This window comes from Krasilnikovia cinnamomea, assembly GCF_004217545.1.
In the GTDB taxonomy this organism is placed as follows: Bacteria; Actinomycetota; Actinomycetes; order Mycobacteriales; family Micromonosporaceae; genus Actinoplanes; species Actinoplanes cinnamomeus.
In genome coordinates, this window is record NZ_SHKY01000001.1 from 1,075,040 (window position 1) to 1,090,977 (window position 15,938).

The 15,938-nt window shown below is 73.9% G+C and carries 14 protein-coding genes; 4 read left to right on the top strand and 10 right to left on the bottom strand.

Translation table 11 applies throughout. The features are described 5' to 3' along the window. Positions 1-85 precede the first annotated feature (85 nt). The 5 genes from EV385_RS04720 to EV385_RS04740 all read right to left on the bottom strand — a co-directional run bounded on the left by EV385_RS04720 (position 86) and on the right by EV385_RS04740 (position 4,752). Positions 86-715 (bottom strand): response regulator, encoded by a 630-nt coding sequence (locus tag EV385_RS04720; RefSeq protein ID WP_130508339.1) that lies wholly within the window; start codon positions 713-715, stop codon positions 86-88. Next, on the bottom strand, positions 712-1,887 hold the full coding sequence (locus tag EV385_RS04725) for a sensor histidine kinase (protein WP_130508340.1): 1,176 nt from the start codon (positions 1,885-1,887) through the stop codon (positions 712-714). The genes EV385_RS04720 and EV385_RS04725 overlap by 4 nt, the downstream gene beginning before the upstream one ends. A gap of 4 nt (positions 1,888-1,891) precedes the next feature. Then, entirely contained in the window at positions 1,892-2,347 is a 456-nt protein-coding gene (locus EV385_RS04730; RefSeq protein ID WP_130508341.1) for an ABA4-like family protein, read from the bottom strand. Beyond that, positions 2,344-3,297, bottom strand: a complete 954-nt coding sequence (locus EV385_RS04735) for a hypothetical protein (RefSeq protein ID WP_130508342.1) — start codon at positions 3,295-3,297, stop codon at positions 2,344-2,346. Before EV385_RS04735 ends, EV385_RS04730 begins: the two co-directional genes overlap by 4 nt. Before the next feature lie 81 nt (positions 3,298-3,378). Then, a complete protein-coding gene (locus EV385_RS04740) occupies positions 3,379-4,752 on the bottom strand; it encodes an FAD-dependent oxidoreductase (RefSeq protein ID WP_130508343.1) in 1,374 nt (457 codons plus the stop codon). A 160-nt stretch (positions 4,753-4,912) separates the two neighbouring features. Here EV385_RS04740 and EV385_RS04745 point away from each other — a divergent pair, with 160 nt between their 5' ends. Next, on the top strand, positions 4,913-5,830 hold the full coding sequence (locus tag EV385_RS04745; protein WP_130508344.1) for a DUF389 domain-containing protein: 918 nt from the start codon (positions 4,913-4,915) through the stop codon (positions 5,828-5,830). A 60-nt stretch (positions 5,831-5,890) separates the two neighbouring features. Here the strand turns inward: EV385_RS04745 and EV385_RS04750 are convergent, their stop codons facing one another. The 4 genes from EV385_RS04750 to EV385_RS04765 all read right to left on the bottom strand — a co-directional run bounded on the left by EV385_RS04750 (position 5,891) and on the right by EV385_RS04765 (position 10,356). Then, complete coding sequence (locus EV385_RS04750) at positions 5,891-6,820, bottom strand: GlxA family transcriptional regulator (protein WP_130508345.1); 930 nt, start codon at positions 6,818-6,820, stop codon at positions 5,891-5,893. A 7-nt stretch (positions 6,821-6,827) separates the two neighbouring features. Then, entirely contained in the window at positions 6,828-7,424 is a 597-nt protein-coding gene (locus tag EV385_RS04755) for a cysteine hydrolase family protein (protein WP_130508346.1), read from the bottom strand. A gap of 68 nt (positions 7,425-7,492) precedes the next feature. After that, positions 7,493-8,014, bottom strand: a complete 522-nt coding sequence (locus tag EV385_RS04760) for a hypothetical protein (protein ID WP_130508347.1) — start codon at positions 8,012-8,014, stop codon at positions 7,493-7,495. 26 nt (positions 8,015-8,040) lie between these two features. Beyond that, on the bottom strand, positions 8,041-10,356 hold the full coding sequence (locus tag EV385_RS04765; RefSeq protein WP_242624703.1) for a putative bifunctional diguanylate cyclase/phosphodiesterase: 2,316 nt from the start codon (positions 10,354-10,356) through the stop codon (positions 8,041-8,043). Between the two features lie 185 nt (positions 10,357-10,541). Between EV385_RS04765 and EV385_RS04770 the strand changes: the two genes are divergently transcribed. Beyond that, positions 10,542-12,725 carry a peptidoglycan recognition protein family protein gene (locus EV385_RS04770; RefSeq protein WP_207229748.1) on the top strand — a complete coding sequence of 728 codons (2,184 nt, stop codon included), beginning with the start codon at positions 10,542-10,544 and terminating at the stop codon, positions 12,723-12,725. Between the two features lie 50 nt (positions 12,726-12,775). Here the strand turns inward: EV385_RS04770 and EV385_RS04775 are convergent, their stop codons facing one another. Continuing rightward, on the bottom strand, positions 12,776-13,054 hold the full coding sequence (locus EV385_RS04775; protein ID WP_242624704.1) for a sigma factor-like helix-turn-helix DNA-binding protein: 279 nt from the start codon (positions 13,052-13,054) through the stop codon (positions 12,776-12,778). Positions 13,055-13,272: 218 nt separating this feature from the next. On the opposite strand from EV385_RS04775, the gene EV385_RS04780 reads away from it, so the two are divergent. Both EV385_RS04780 and EV385_RS04785 read left to right on the top strand, forming a co-directional pair. After that, positions 13,273-13,479 (top strand): DUF5999 family protein, encoded by a 207-nt coding sequence (locus tag EV385_RS04780; protein ID WP_130508349.1) that lies wholly within the window; start codon positions 13,273-13,275, stop codon positions 13,477-13,479. A gap of 86 nt (positions 13,480-13,565) precedes the next feature. Continuing rightward, a complete protein-coding gene (locus tag EV385_RS04785; protein ID WP_130508350.1) occupies positions 13,566-15,911 on the top strand; it encodes an ATP-binding protein in 2,346 nt (781 codons plus the stop codon). The last annotated feature ends 27 nt before the right edge of the window (positions 15,912-15,938 follow it).

Consider the following 15,938-nt stretch of genomic DNA (forward strand, 5'->3'; position numbering starts at 1 on the left):
CGGCCGCGCGGGTCGCGATAGCTTGTACGCAGCAAGGCCGGGAACTCGCCGCCACGGGCTCCCGGCCTTCCTCGTTCCGGCCGGGTCAGGCGACGCCGCGGGCGTACAGGGCCAGACGGACCCGGTTCGGGCTGTCCGTCTTTGTCATCAGGCTCGTGACGTGCGTCTTCACCGTCGTCACCCCGATGTGCAGCCGTTCCGCGATCTCGATGTTGGACAGTCCCTCGGCCACCAGATCCAGCACCTCACGCTCGCGGGTGGTCAGCCCGGCCGCCGGGCGGGGCTCCTCCACCCGGGCGTCCACGGCCCGCCGCACCAGCCGCCGCAGCACCTGCTGGCTGAACGGGCTGTCCCCCGCCGCCGCCCGGCGGATGCCGTCGAGCAACTCGCTCGGCGGCGCGTCCTTGAGCAGGAACCCGCACGCCCCGGCGGTCAGCGCCGGATAGAGATGGTCATCGTCACCGAACGTGGTGAGCACGAGAATCCGGGCGGCCGGCCGCTCGGCGAGGATCCGCCCGGTCGCCGTGATGCCGTCCATTCCCGGCATGCGCAGGTCCATCACGATCACGTCCGGCGCCAGGCGGCCGGCCAGCGCCACCGCGTCCCGCCCGTTGTCCGCCTCCCCGATCACGCTGAGGTCCTCCTCGGCGTCGCAGAGCATCCGCAGGCCCGCCCGGATCAGCGGCTGGTCGTCGACCAGCAGGACGCGGATCACGCGGGCCCCACCGTGGCGGGCAGCGTGGTGTGCACCCGCCAGCCACCCTCGGCCGGCCCCGCCGAGAGCCGCCCACCGAGAACCTCCACCCGCTCCCGCATGCCGGTCAGGCCGTGCCCGCCGGACGGCACCGCGGCCGGTGGGGTGCCGCCACCATCGTCGCGGACCTCCCATTCCAGGTCCCCGTCGCGCATCCCGACCCGCAGCCGGGCGTGCGCCGACGTACCGGCGTGCTTGGCCACGTTCGTCAACGCCTCCTGGGTGAGCCGCAGCACCGCCAGCCCGCGCACCGCGTCCAGCGTGCCCACGGCCGGGTCGATCTCGGCATGCACCGTGAGACCGGCGCGGGCCGCCGTGTCCACCGCCGCGCGCAGGGCCGCCGGCAGCGCGGCCGGTTCGATCGCGGTCAGGCCCGCGTCGGTGCCCTCGGCATCCGGGTCGCGCAACACCGCGACCAGGCGGCGCAGGTCGGCCAGCGCGGCGGTGCCGGTGCGGTGCACGTCGTCGAAGACCTCCGCGACCCGCGGGTCGGCCTCGGGCAGCACGTGCTGCGCCACCCCGATCCGCAGCACCATCGACGCGACGTGGTGGGCCACCACGTCGTGCAGCTCGCGGGCGATCGCGCCGCGCTCGGCGGCACGGGCCGCCCGTTCCTCGGACTCGTGGCGGCGCCGCTGCTCGGCGGCGCGCTCCTCGGCCTGCCGGGCCAGCTCCCGGCTGGTCCGGATCACCAGGCCGAACAGGACCGGCAGCCCCACGACGACAACCAGCCGGAGCACCCACTGCGGCAACGCGGACAGCGGCATTCCGGCGAAGTCGACCAGGTGCGCGGCGACCACGACGGCGGCCGCCGCCCAGATCATCCACACCCGGCTCACGGCCATCGTGACCTCGAGCAGCGCCCAGCTGGTGCCGACCTCGTTGATGGTGGCGTCGTCGATCACCGTGAACGCGACCACCAGCAGCGCGGTCTGCACCAGCAGGTTCACCACCGGGCGGCGGTGCAGGACCAGCGCCGCGGTGAAGGCGACCACCGCCAGCACCCACTGCGTCGGCGTCGGTGTGCGCCCGGTGTGCGGACCGAAGACCAGGTAGGCGACCCCGCTGAGATCGAGCAGCAGCATCCGTACGCGCGTGTCGCGCGCGTCGAACAGCCGGCTGACCCAACCCACGCGATCAGCCTAGGCGCTGCTCGGCGGCCGCCGGGACCGCTGCGGGCCGGGGCCACCTGGACCGCAGCACCAGATATGTGCCCAGGCCGAGCGGCCCGAGCAGGATCGTGAGCACCAGCACCGGCGAGATCACCAGCGCGGGGATGCCCCGCTCGCGGGAGTCCAGCCAGGCCCACCGCCCGACGAACAGGTCGAAGCCGATCATGTGGGCCCAGGCCGCCGCCGCACCACGGTCGGTGCCGAGCAGGTCGCGCACGCTGTCCAGGGTGGGCGAGGCCACCGCGGGCAGCACCGTGCCGAGGGCGGGCAGCACCAACGCCAGGTAGATCACCACGACGGGCAGCACGATCAGCGGAGAACCGACCACCCGTGCGGTCCACGACCACCGGGGCAGCAGGATCATCAGCGCCCAGAACGGGGCCGCGACCGCGAACGTCAGCGTGAACAACGATTCCGTCATCGCCGCGCCTCCTGTGCCACCCATGCCCTGCCCTCCCGGTCCTTGCCGCCCTCGCCCCGGAGCACGGCCACCGTGGCGGCCACCGTGGCGGCGGCCAGCACGCCGAACGCGGCCAGCGTCAGGCCGTCCGGGCGCAGCAGCGGCTGGCCCCGCAGAGCCTGCCACGTCAGCAGCACGGTCAGCCCCCCGTACGCGGCGCCGGCCACGAGCATCAGCCGGGCCCGGACGGCCTCGTCCAGATGGCCCGCGAACCGGCCCAGCAGCAGCGCCAGCAGCGGCAACGCCTGCAGGGCGTGCAACCCGACGAAGTGCCCGACGCGCAGGTCCCCGCCGACCGTGCTCCAGCCCACCAGCGGCAGGCCGGGACCACCGTCGGGCACCCCGACGCTGTGCGCGCCGGCGATGCCGGGCGTATCCGGTGCCGCGGTCGGCAGCACCATCGGGATGGCGGCGGCCAGGCCCAGCAGCGACAGCCCGAGGCCGAGGCGGAGGCCGTACCCGGCGACGCGGTCGGCCTGCCGCTGCCGGAGCAGTACCGCGGTGACCACGAACTGCGCGGCGAACAGCACCATGATCGCCGTACCCATGGCCTGCCACAACGCCGCGTTCAGCGGCGTCGTCTCGTTGTAGTGACTGGTCTGGCCGCGGACCACCTGGCCGACGATGACGGCCATCTCGACCGCCGCCGTGGCGACGATCGCGGTCGCCGCCCACTCGGCGAGGCGGCTGCGGCGCGGCAGCAGGGACAGCATCCACGCGATGGTCAGGGTGTACACCCCGAACGACACCGCGAACTTGAACGGCTTGAGCCAGATCGGCACGCCCGTGAGCACCCGCGGGTCCGCGACGATCCCGACCAGGGTGGCCAGCGCCGCCACCCCCATCAGGGCGGCGAAGACCACCAGGGGGCGGTGCCAGCCGGCCACCCGGCGCACTGCGAGAGATGTCATGCCATCGATGTTCGCGGCCGCGCGGGACCGTTTCGTCCGTCCCCGGGCCGCACCCCGCGGCCGCCGGTCGGAGCCGCCCTCCTACCGCGGTAGGAGGGCCTGGTGCGGCAGGAGAGCCCGCGACGGCGCGCTCGCCAGCGGAGCGATCAGTTCGGCCAGGTCGTCGCGGGTCGGGCCGTCCGGGATGGGCGGACGCCAGCCCCCGGCGTAGATCTCGCGGGCCCGTGGCTCCGCCTCGGCCAGCGACGACGGCAGCGCCCGCATGCTCAGGTACGGCCCGACGACCCGCATGAGCCGCGGATCGGCCCGGGCGGCCGCCACGATGTGCCCCGAACCGAGCGGTCGGCTCAGGTCGACGTCCTCGCCCGCCCACATGCGTGTCTCGTCCGCGTCCACCGCGAGGTGGTCGAGGAACCAGGGCCGGATCTCCTCGGTGCACCAGGCGTCGAAGTCGCGGGTCGCGGCCTCGACGTCGCCACGGTGCCCGGCCAGCGACAGCACGATCCGGTGTGCCTGCATGAGGCTGGTGGCCATGCCGCGCCCGGCGGTCGGGTTCGTCGTGCACACCGCGTCGCCGAGATGCACCAGGCCCGGCAGCGCCACCCGCCCGTCGGCGTCGAGCTGGCCACGGTACGTGTTGTGCAGATGCCCACCCGGCAGCACCGGGGTGATCGGCCGGGTGCGCTCCGGCGAGGTCCAGGCGTCCAGGCCCGGGATCGCCTGAACCGCCGCGTCGAACGCGGCCGTGGTGCGCAGCAGCGCCAGCGCCCGGTCGGTGCTCGGCCGGGCGATCAGCACGGAGACCGTACGGTTGTCGTGCAGGAACACCCCGGCCAGGTAGCCGCGGAACCGGATCATCAGCCCGACCGGGGCGTTGACCGGCCCGCGTTCGGCGCCGGGCAGCAGCTGGTACTGGCGCGACACGTACGCCAGGCCGCAGTCCGCCGCCGTGCCCGGCGCGCGCAGATCGTCCGCGAACCGCCCGCTGCGCCCGGTGGCGTTGACGACCAGGTCGGCGTCCAGTTCCCGGCCGTCCACTCGCACCCCGCCCGCCCGCCCCCGGCCGCGCAGCACGTCGTCGGCGTGCCCGCGGACCAGCGTGACGCCGGGTTCGGCGACCGCCGCGGCGCGCAGCACCCGCTCGAACGTCGACCGGCGGCACTGCATGCCGACCACCATCGAGGGGTGCTCGCCCTCGGCCGGCACAATGGTCAGTGCGGCACCGGCCGCCAGCAGCGCGTCGCGCACCTCGGGCAGCTCCGCCTCCAGCGCCTCCACGATCTGCTGCCGCAGGCCGTGCGGGTGGTGGAACTGCATGACGCCGCGCCGGTCCCACGAGCCGTCCGGTGCCGGTCCGGCGTCGCGGTCCACCACCGTGGCCCGGTGCCCCCGGCGAGCGAGAGCGATCGCGGTGAACAGTCCGGTCGGCCCCGCCCCGACGATGGCTGCGTGCATGTCGCCCCCTGATGTTGCGGGCAGCCTATGATCGGGCCGCCGAGCCCGTCAGTCGGGATTCCGTCAGCGCGTGCCTGGGCCGATACGCTCAGTGGACATCCTGCCCGCCCCGGCGGCACGGGCGGCCCCATCCACCCAAGATCGGTGATGTGATTACCCGGTGCTGCAATTGCGGATCATCGCGCCCGCCGACCGGACCGCCGCGGTCGAGGAGGTGCTGAACGGGGACCCCGGCGTCACCCACCTCGTGGTGTTGCCCGGGGCGGCCCGCGACCCGGCGAACGGTGACGTGCTCTATTGCGACGTGGTCCGGGAGGCCGCCAGCGGGGTGCTGTCCCAGCTGCGGCAGCTCCGGATCGACCAGGACGGCTCGATCATGCTGGAGCGGGTGGACACGATGCTGTCCGCCGCCGCGGACCGGGCGGCGCGCCAGGTGCCGGGCCACGGCGCGGACGCGGTCGTCTGGGAGGAGATCGAGCACGCCACGGGCGAGGAGTGCAAGCTGTCGGGGGCGTACCTGACGTTCATGATCGTGGCGACCGCGATCGCGGGCATCGGTGTGCTGCTCGACCAGCCCATCCTCATCGTCGGGGCGATGGTGGTCGGCCCGGAGTTCGGGCCGCTGGCCGCGCTGTGCGTCGGCATCGTGCGGTTCCGGCGCCGGCTGATCAGCCGCGCTCTGACGGCCCTGCTCGTGGGGTTCCCGGTCGGCATGCTGGGCACGGTGCTGAGCACGTGGGCGCTGGACTGGATGGACTTGGTGAGCAAGGACATGCTGCTCGGTGAGCGCCCACTGACCGCCTTCATCTGGCAGCCGGACGCGCTGAGCTGGGTGGTCGGCATGCTGGCCGGGGTCGCCGGGATGCTGTCGCTGACGTCGGCCAAGGCGGGCGCGCTCGTCGGGGTGCTGATCTCGGTGACCACCGTCCCGGCGGCGGCCAACGCGGCCGTGGCACTCGCGTACGGGGTGATGAACGAGGCCGCCGGATCGGCGCTGCAACTGGTCATCAACCTCGCCGCGATCGCGGTCGCGGGCGTGCTCACCCTCATCGTGCAGCGCCTGGCTTGGCGCAGCTGAGCCCGGGGCGCAAAGGACCTTGACGAATTCCGGTCAGCTTCGAACCTGAACTCTTCAGGTTCACTGGCGGAGATCGGGGACCACGGTGACGCGCCCGCGCAGCCGGCGCAGCATGCGGGCGTCGGAGAAGCCGACCGCACGAGCGGCGGCCTCCACGGTGGCGCCCTGGGAGATCAGGTGCTCGGCGCGTTCCACCCGCAGCAGTTGCTGGTAGCGCAGCGGGGTCTGCCCGATGGCCGCCGTGAACAGCCGGGTCACGGTGCGCTCGCTGACCCCTGCCGTGGCGGCCAGGTCGGCCAGGGTCAGGGTCTCGGTGAACTGGGCGTCGATCCGGTCCTGCACCCGGTGCACCGCGTCACTGAGGTGGCCCCGGTGCCGCAGCATCGCGCTGGCCTGCTGGGCCTCGCCGTTGCGGCGCGCGTACACCACCATCTGCCGGGCCACCCGGGCGGCGGTGGCCGGACCGTGGCGGACCGCGACGAGGTGCAGCGCGAGGTCGATGCCGCTGGCGATGCCGGCCGAGGTGACCACCCGGCCGTCCTCGACGTAGAGCACGTCGCGGACCACCTGCGCCCTCGGGTAGCGCCGGGCCAGTTCGTCCTGCACGTCGTGGTGCGTGGTGCAGCGGCGCCCGTCGAGCAGTCCGGCCCGCCCCAGCGCGTCGGCGCCCGCGCAGACGCTGGCCACCATCCCGCCGGCCGCGTGGTGCGCGGCGATGCGGCTCAGGGTCGGGCGGCCGAACCGGCCCGAGCGGGCCAGGGTGGGCGCCCGCCAGCCCGGCACCACGACCAGGTCGTCGCGGGTGAGCGGGGGCCAGTCCAGGGTGGCCTGCAGGTTCAGCCCCTGCGCGCTGCTGACCTGCGGGGTGTCGGCCACGTACGCCAGGTCGTACCGGTGGCCCTGGTCGGTGGCCGTGCCGAACACCTGGGCGGGCCCGGCCAGGTCGAGCAGGTGCACCCGGGGCGCCAGCACGAACACCACCCGGCTCACGATCCGGTCACCGGCCCACAATGGCGCCGGTCAGCTCGTCGACCGTCCGGATCGTGGCGAACCGGCCGGCCAGCGCGTACTCGGTGCGCGCGACGATGTCCACGGCGCGCAGCGTACGCGGGTCCGCCAGCAGGTCCGCCACGCTGCGTCCGGCCGGGGCGTCGCGGTGCGGGATCGGGAAGGTGGCGGTGGCGTCGGTGACGAACGTGACCGCGTACCCTAGGTCGGCGCCGACCCGGGCGGTGGTCTCGCAGCACTGCTCCGTCTGGATGCCGCAGATCACGAGGTCGCGGATGCCGCGCGCGGTAAGGTGCTGGGCGAGGTTCGTGGTGGTGAACGCGTTGCGCGAGGTCTTGGTGAGTACCGGTTCCCCGGCGGCCGGGCGCAGCGGTTCGATGAGGCGGACCAGGCCACTGTCCGGGTCGAACTCCCCACCGGTGCCGGGTTCGGCGTGCAGCACCCAGACGACCAGGTCGGCCGCGGCGCGGGCGGCGTCGACGAGGCGCTGCACCCGGGTGACCAGGGCGGGGTTGGAGACGGCCTGCCACAGCGGGCGGGCCCGGAACGATTCCTGGACGTCGATGACGAGCAGCGCGGAGGTCATGACTTCATCCTGAGCCGGGTTCGGTCCCGCCGGAAGGCCGGATCACGTCCGGCACCGGAACGATCCGGTCACCGGGGGCGCACCGGCGGCACGGACGCCTCGCCCGGCTCGGGCGGCGGGCTCGGTTCGATGCCCAGTTCCTCGCGGACGGCCACCTCGAACTCGTGCATCAGCAGCGGTACGTGTCCGAGCAGCTCCAGAAACGGCCGGTCGGTGGCCGTACCGGGTGCGGGGCACCGGTTGTGCAGCTGCTCCAGCACCAGATGTACGGCGAGAGCGGCGCTGCGGGTCGGCGCCGAGGCGATCAGCCGGACCCGCATGAGCGCCGGACCGACCTCGTCGAAGTAGCGGGCGGGATCCGGCTCGGTGACCCCGGCGGTGTATCCGGCCCGCAGCCGGTGCACCACGCGCTCGTAGGCCGCCATCAGCGCGACGTACGCGTCCCTGCGCTCGGTGTACCAGCGGTGGCCCTTGCCGGAACGGGTGCGCGGACGGCGGTCGCGGGCTGTCACAAGCAGCGTCACCCCGGCGCCGGCCAGGGCGAATACGGCAGCGATGAGGGGCAGCCCCCACCACGGGATCTCAGCCACCCGACAACGGTAGCGAGGGTGCGGGGTCAGACCGTCGCGGGTGGGCGGATCCAGTCGTCCAGGTCGGTGGCCACCTTCGCGGCGCCGTAGTACCAGCCCTGCGCCAGGTCGCAGCCCTGGGCCCGGAGCCAGTCGCGCTGCACCTCGGTCTCGACGCCCTCGGCGACCACCCGCAGGTTCATCGCCCCCGTCATGGCCAGCACGGCCCGCACGATCGGCTCGTTGGCACCGCTCTCGCCGACCTCGGAGACGAACGAGCGGTCCAGCTTGACGATGCCGACCGGCAGCCGGTTGAGGTAGCTCAGCGACGAGTACCCGGTGCCGAAGTCGTCGATGCAGAGCACGACGCCGAGCTCGCGCAGCGCGTGCAGCGTGGCCAGCGCGGTGTTCAGATCCTCCATGACGCCGGACTCGGTGATCTCCAGCCAGAGCGCCTGCGGCGGCAGGCCGGTTTCGGCCAGCACGTCGCGTACGACGTCGACGAGCGCGCCGTCGCGTAGCTGGCGCACGGAGACGTTGACCGAGACGTGCAGTTCGCGGGCGCCGCCGGGCCGCTCGGCGATCCAGCGGGTCAGCTGGTTGGCCGACTCGCGCAGCAGCCAGGCGCCGGCCTCGACGATGAGACCGGTCTCCTCGGCGATGGGGATGAACTGCATCGGTGACACCGCGCCGAGCACCGGGTGCCGCCACCGCATGAGCGCCTCGAACCCTTCCAGCTCCCCGGTGCCGAGGTCCACGATGGGCTGGAAGTGCACCGACAGCTCGTCGCGTTCCAGGGCGCCACGCAGCGCCTGTTCGAGGTTCATCCGGTCGCGCACCTCGTCGCGCAGCGACGTGTCGAACATGGCGAAGGCGTTGCGACCGGAGCCCTTGGCCTTGTACATGGCGGTGTCGGCGTCGCGGATCAGTTCCAGGGCGTGCGCCCCGCCGAGCGACTTGGCCACGCCGATGGAGGCGGAGATGACCACCTCGCCGACGCTGAGCCGGAACGGTCGCACGAACTCGCCGAGCACCCGCTCGGCCAGCGACTCCGCGTACCGGGAGTGCGAGGGGGTGGCCAGGGCGATGACGAACTCGTCCCCGCCGATCCGGCACACCAGGTCGTCCTCGCGTACCTGGGTGCCGAGGCGGCCCGCGACCGCGCAGAGCAGCTCGTCGCCGATCTGGTGTCCCCAGTGGTCGTTGACCATCTTGAACCGGTCGAGGTCGATGAAGAGCAGGCTGATCTCCAGCTGCTCGGCGACCGCCCGGTCGCCCCAGGTGGCGATGGTCTCGGCCAGCAGTTCGCGGTTGGGCAGGTCGGTCAGCGCGTCGTGGGTGGCGCGGCGGCGGATGGACTGCTCGGCGCGGGCCTGGGAGTTGTTGGCCCGGACGACCCGGGCCAGGACGCCGATGACAAGCAGGGCGCAGAGCACGGACCGGACGGCGGCGTCGACCACGCCGCGCGGCGGCTCCAGCGTGGTGATCACCGTGGGCACGACGACCACGAGCGCGATCAGGACCGTACGGACCTTGCTCAGGTCCTGGGCGATGATCTGCTGTGGCTGGGTCAGCGTCCGCATGGACGGGTGCAGCGCCGACGCCCCGACCAGCAGGAACACGGCGACGAAGAGGGTCTCCACGGTGTGCTGGGAGAGGTCCAGGATCTGTCCGTCACGCAGGGTGAACAGGAAGTCACCGGCGAACATCGCGGTGGACCCGCCGATGAGCAACCACAGCGCGGGCTGGCGGGCGCCGCCGGCCAGGGTGAGCTGGGCGACCAGCACGAGCAGGACCACGTCGATGACGGGGAAGCAGGAGTTCGCCAGCCGCAGGACGTTGACGCCGTCGTGGCCGAGCTGCGGGGCGATGACGTACGTCCAGGTCATGAACGCGGTCGCGAGCCCGACGAGCAGGGCGTCCACCCGCGCGGGGGCGTCCTCGGTGGCGCGGCGGCGGCGCAGCATGCCCGCGAAGCCGTACCCCATGATCAGGTAGGCCGGAAGCACGAACGCGTCGGGGATCAGGACCATCGGTCCGGGCGGGGTGGCGGCGGCGCCGGGCACGACGGCGCGCAGCACGATGGCCACCAGGAACAGCCACGCGGCCACCAGCAGGCAGCGCCACGGGCCGCGCTGCTCGGGGGCGGCGTTGCGGCGCATTCCGTACGTCAGTGCCCAGAGGCCACCCGCGAGAGCGAGCAGCGTGAACGGGGCGCGCAGCACTGCCGGGCCCCAGGCGACCAGCGCGAGCACGCCGACGCTGGCGGCCACGAAGGCCCACGCCAGCGTGGTGACCCGGCGCTGGGGCGCTGGCCGGAACCCGCCGGAGGGGGGTTGGCCACCGGCCTGCTCAGGGCGCACAGACAGAGAGAGCACGCCTGTCCATCGGCTCGCGGACGGCCATTATTACGAATTGTGCAGGCGCGCAACCGAATCCGGGCAAATCTCCCCTCCCAGGAGGTGATCGCGGTCACCCGACCCGGCAACGTCGGACATAACCGAGTTGCTCGATTCATCCTGTATCGGTACCTGCCGACAGGAGATCCGTGGACGTGACTCGGACCAGCAACCGGATCGTCGCCGCCGTGACCGGCGCGGCGGTGGCCATCACCGGCACCGTGACCGGAACCGCCGCACCCGCCCCGCCCGCATACGCGGCGCCCGCCGCGGAACCGGCGTTGCAGACGCTGGCGCTGCCGACAACATCCGGCGCCACGCCCGCCGGGACGTCGTTCGCCGCGCCGGGCACCGCCCGCGCCGGGGGGACCGGGCTCGCGGTCGCGCCGCGGGTCACGAAGCCGTTCAGCCTGCTCGGGGCGACCTGGACCGATCCGCAGGCCCGGCTCGGCGGCACCGTGCAGGTCCGTACCCGGGCCGCGGCCGACGGCCGGTGGAGCGCCTGGCGCACCCTCGAATCGGACGGCACCAGCCCGGCCGCGCCGGGCAGCGCCGACGCCGGCGGGCGCGGCAGCACCGATCCCGTCTGGGTGGGCGACTCCGACGCGGTCGAGGCCCGCGTCGCGACCGGCGACGGGACCCGGCCCCTGCCCGCAGGCCTGCGCCTGGACCTGATCAACCCCGACGCCGACCTGCCCGCGCCGGTCGCGGGCACCCCCTCCCCCGGCCCGGCCGCCTCGGCCTCCGCCTCGGGCGCCTCGGATTCCGCCGCGCAGGTCGGCGGTGGCTCGGTCGCCGGTACCGGCCGGGCGGCCGTGGGAACCGCCGTCGCCGTGCCGCCGCGGCCCGCGCCCGCCGTTGTCAGCCGCGCCGGCTGGCGCGCGAACGAGGCCATGGTCGCCGACCCCCCGGAATACACGACCGACGTGCAGGTGCTGTTCGTGCACCACACAGCGACCAGCAACGACTACTCGTGCGCGGACTCGGCACGGATCGTGCGCGGCATCCAGGCGTACCACGTCCGCAGCAACGGCTGGAACGACATCGGCTACAACTTCCTGGTCGACAAGTGCGGCACCCTGTTCGAGGGGCGCGGGGGCGGGGTGGACCAGCCCGTGCTCGGCGCGCACACCCTCGGCTTCAACTCGCACAGTGCGGCCATCGCGGTCATCGGCGACTACACCGGCCGCGCCGTCTCCACGAAGGTGCGCTGGGTGATCGCGCAGGTCGCCGCGTACAAAATCGGCATGTACGGCCATCTGGCCACCGAGCGGACCGCGCTCGTGTCGTCGGGCGGCGAGCGCTTCCCCGCCGGCACCCGGGTCACGTTCAACCGCGTCTCCGGGCACCGCGACGCCGGCAGGACGGCCTGCCCCGGCAACGCCCTGTACGGGCAGCTCGGCACGATCCGCGGCCTGGCGGGCGGCGCCCCCGCCGGTTTCAAGATGGCCCGGATGACCGGCGCCACGCAGGTCGGCGCCGCGTTCTACGCCCGTGGCCCGGTCCGGCCGCTGTGGACCACCACCACCCCCACCGCGCTGCTCAACCGCTTCGACGTCATCGTCGACGGCGCCGTGGTCGCCTCCGCGCCCCGGGCGCACCGCACCACGCTGCTCAATCTGAATCCGGGCCGGCACGTGGTCACCGTGCGTGCCTACCACCTGTCCGGCCGCGCGGTGAGCCAGACCCGCGCGCTGGTCGTCGACCGCACCGCACCGACGTACACGTCCGGCCCGGCGGTATGGCTGCGCGGCGGGTCGCTGGACGGCTCGGTGCCGATCTACCTGCGCTGGACGGCGACCGACCCGGGCGGGCTGCGCTCCGTGACCCTGACCAGGCCGAGCGTCGTCGCCCTGGGCACCACCGCGCGCGCCTGGGCGGGCACCGCGACGCCGGGCCGGCCGACGACCTGGTCGATCCGGGCGGCCGACCGGGCCGGCAACACCCGCACGGCGACGGTGACCCGTACGCCACTGCTACTCACCGAGCGCACCACAGCGCGTACCGGGCGCTGGGCGAACGTCACGGGCCGGGGGTATTTCGGCGGCAGCGCGCTGCGCAGCATCACCGCCGGGTCGAGCATGACGTGGACGTTCACCGGCTCGTCCGCGTCGCTGGCCGCCAGCCGGACCCCCACCTCCGGCCGGTTGAAGGTCTACGTGGACGGCCGGTACTCCGGCGTCGTCGACCTGCGCTCCCGCACGACGAGCCACCGGATGGCGGTCTGGGCCCGCTCGTGGCCGGCCAGCGCGACCCATACCGTACGGGTGGTGGTCCAGGGCACGACCGGGCGACCGGGCGTGGCCCTGGACGGGCTGGTCCTGCTGCGCTGATCTTCGCCCGGCGTGGTGCCGTCCCGGCACGTTTCGTGGGCGGCGCCGGGTCAGCGGGCGCCCGGCGGGTCCCCGGCGAGCTGGCGGTCGAGCACCGCGCGCAACGCCCGCATGGCGAAATACAGCCGGGACTTGACCGTCTCCACCGGTACGCCCCGGGCGGCGGCCGCCTCCTCCAGCGAGTCGCCGCGGTAGAACAGCTCCACGAGCACGTCGCGGTGCGTGGCGGAGAGTTCGTCCAGCGCCCGCAGCACCGTGGTGCCGGGCGGCGCCGACGCCGCGCCGAGCCGGGGGCGCCCGTTCCGCGACTGCCGGGCGTGGCGGCCCATGCGCGTACCTCGCTCTCGTGAACACATCACCGCCGCGCGGGCGGTGCGGTCCATGGTGCGGTGGGCACCCGGCGGCGCCACCGGGACAATTACCCGGATCACTACCCGTATTCGTAGTGTCAGAACTGAACGTCACCGGAATTCGGGTACCGGGTAGGTAGTTCACCCGTGTCCGTTCCCCGGACGGGAGCGCATGGTTGCAGGCAGGAGGGACTGACATGTGTGACCACGCGCCGCCTTGCCCCCGCGCGGCCGACCCCGACCACCACGCCGCGAGAGCGGTGGCCACTCACCCTGAGCAGGGTTGGAGCCTGCTCTGTAACGGAGTGGTGACTTTCGATGACACGGGCGAGATCCTGCCGGACGGCACGGTCGTCGACCCGCACCGCCCCGCCGTACGCAAGCTCGCCGCAGCCGTCGGCTAGGGCGTCCGGCGCGAGCAGCGCCGAAACCGGCCGCGGCGCGGCGATCCGCTCGCCGCGACCGCCCGGTACGGCACTACGGTGCTCCTATGAGCACCGCCACGACCCCGCGCGGTTTCCTGGGCAACCTGCCCGCCGAGGTGACCAGCTTCGTGGGCCGCCGAGCGGAGGTGACGCTGGTCCGCCGCATGCTGTCCAGCAGCCGGCTGGTCACCCTGACCGGCGCGGGCGGGGTCGGCAAGACCCGGCTGGCGTTGCGGGTCGGCGCGGAGATGCGCCGCGCGTTCCCCGACGGCGTGTGGCTGGTGGAGCTCGCCGAGCTGCGCGATCCCGACCTGCTGGCGGTCGCCGTGGCGGAGGCGCTCGGCATCCGCGAACAGGCGGTCGGCCCGGGCGCGCCCGGGCTCGCGGAGTTCCTGGCCGACCAGCGGATCCTGCTCATCCTGGACAACTGCGAGCAGCTCGTGGCGGCCTGCGCCGAACTGACCGAGACGCTGCTTCGGACCTGCCCTGAGCTGCGCGTACTGGCGACGAGCCGGCACGCGCTGCGGCTGGCCGGCGAGGCGACCCTGAGCGTGCAACCGCTGTCCGTGCCCGACCCGGAGACCCCCTGCACCGCCGGGGAACTGGACCGGTACGAGTCGGCCAGCCTGCTGGTGGAGCGCGCCACCGCCGCCGACCCCGCCTTCGCGGTCACGGACGGCAACTGCGCCACCATCGCCCGGCTCTGCCAGGCGCTGGAGGGCGTACCGCTGGCGATCGAGCTGGCCGCGGCCCGGCTGCGGGTGCTCTCCCTCGACCAGCTCCTCGACCGGCTCACCGACCGGTTCCGGCTGCTCACCTCGGGGACCCGCGACGCGCCGCCACGCCAGCAGACCCTGCGGGCACTCATCGACTGGAGCTGGGACCTCTGCGCCCCCGCCGAGCGGGCGCTGTGGTCGCGGCTCTCGGTCTTCTCCGGCGGGCTGGAGCTGGACTCCGCCGAGCAGGTCTGCGCGGACGACGAACTGCCCGCCGAGTCGATCCTCGACCTGATCGCGTCGCTGGTCGACAAGTCCGTGCTCAGCCGCAGCGGGGACGGCCAGCGGGCCCGCTACCGGATGCTCGAGGTGGTGCGCGAGTACGGCGCCCTGCGACTCGCCGAGGCGGGTGAGCAGCGGGCCGTGACGGAACGGCACTGCCGGTGGTTCGCCGAGCTCGCCGCGTACGGCGACCGGCACTGGGTCAGCCCCGACCAGGCGGCGCTCATGCTGCGGCTGCGCCAGGAGAAGGCCAACCTGCGGGTGGCACTGGAGTACGCGGTGACCGCGGGCCCCGCCGAGCGGGCGCTGCGGTTCGCCGCCGACCTGGAGAACCACTGGTTCGTCCGGGGTTTCCTGTCCGAGGGCCGACACTGGCTCGACCGGGCACTGGCCATGCCCGCGCCGCGACACTGGACCCGGGTCAAGGCCCTGCGGGTCGCCGCCTGGATCGCCACGATTCAGGACGACCGGGACCGGGCCCAGGCGTTGCTGGCCGACGCCCGGGAGCTGGCCGAACAACTGCCGCGCTCGGTGGAGCTGGCGTACATCCCGCTGGTGGAGGGCAACATCGCCCTCTTCTCGGGCGACCACGCGACCGCCCTGCCCCTGTTCGAACAGGCGCTGGGCCTGTTCCGCGAGCTGCGCGGGCGCAGCGGGCAGATGTGGACGCTGGCCGTGCTCGGGCTGACCCGCGGACTCACCGGATCCCCGGCGGACGGATACGCCGACCTGGTCGCCTGCCGGGACATGGGCGCCGCCAGCGGCGAGGTGTGGTGGCGCTCGTTCGCGCTGTGGGCGCTGAGCGTGCTGCGCTGGCGGGCCGGTGACGACGCGGGCGCCAGCGAGGCGGCCAAGGAGAGCCTGGAGGTGCAGCGGTTCGTCGCGGGTGAGCAGTTCACGGTCGGCCTGTCGCTGGAGTCGCTGGCCTGGATCGCCGGCAGCGAGGGCCGCGACCAGCGGGCGGCGCAACTGCTCGGCGCGTCGGACCGGATGTGGCGGGCGATGCACACCTCGCTGTCGTCGTTCCGAAGCCTGAAGGAGTTCCACGACGAGTGCGCCACCGCGGTGCGCGGCCGCCTGGGCCGGCGCGCGTTCGAGGCCGCGCTGCGCCGCGGCGCCGAGTGGACCCCGGCGGAGGCGGTCGCGGCGGCCCTGGAGCAGCCCGGCCGGGTGCCGATGCCGCGTACCGACGCCCCGGCCGGTGCGGACTTCGGGCTGACCCGCCGCGAGCGGGAGGTCGCGGCGCTGATCGCCGAGGGCCTGACCAACCGGGAGATCGCGGCCCGGCTGGTGGTGGCCCAGCGCACCGCCGAGGGGCACGTGGAGAACATCCTCAGCAAGCTCGGCTTCACCTCCCGCGCCCAGGTGGCCGGGTGGCTGGCCGCGCAGCAGCAACCCGGCGCCGCTTCCTGACGGCCCGAAGTTGTCGGACCCCTGGGG

What these genes read in the sequence shown, in the direction of transcription:
- EV385_RS04730 (WP_130508341.1), bottom strand. Translation starts at nt 2,347, where the DNA reads ATGACGGAATCGTTGTTCACGCTGACGTTCGCGGTCGCGGCCCCGTTC.
- EV385_RS04735 (WP_130508342.1), bottom strand. Translation starts at nt 3,297, where the DNA reads ATGACATCTCTCGCAGTGCGCCGGGTGGCCGGCTGGCACCGCCCCCTG.
- EV385_RS04740 (WP_130508343.1), bottom strand. Translation starts at nt 4,752, where the DNA reads ATGCACGCAGCCATCGTCGGGGCGGGGCCGACCGGACTGTTCACCGCG.
- EV385_RS04755 (WP_130508346.1), bottom strand. Translation starts at nt 7,424, where the DNA reads ATGACCTCCGCGCTGCTCGTCATCGACGTCCAGGAATCGTTCCGGGCC.
- EV385_RS04775 (WP_242624704.1), bottom strand. Translation starts at nt 13,054, where the DNA reads ATGGGCCGCCACGCCCGGCAGTCGCGGAACGGGCGCCCCCGGCTCGGC.
- EV385_RS04780 (WP_130508349.1), top strand. Translation starts at nt 13,273, where the DNA reads ATGTGTGACCACGCGCCGCCTTGCCCCCGCGCGGCCGACCCCGACCAC.
- EV385_RS04785 (WP_130508350.1), top strand. Translation starts at nt 13,566, where the DNA reads ATGAGCACCGCCACGACCCCGCGCGGTTTCCTGGGCAACCTGCCCGCC.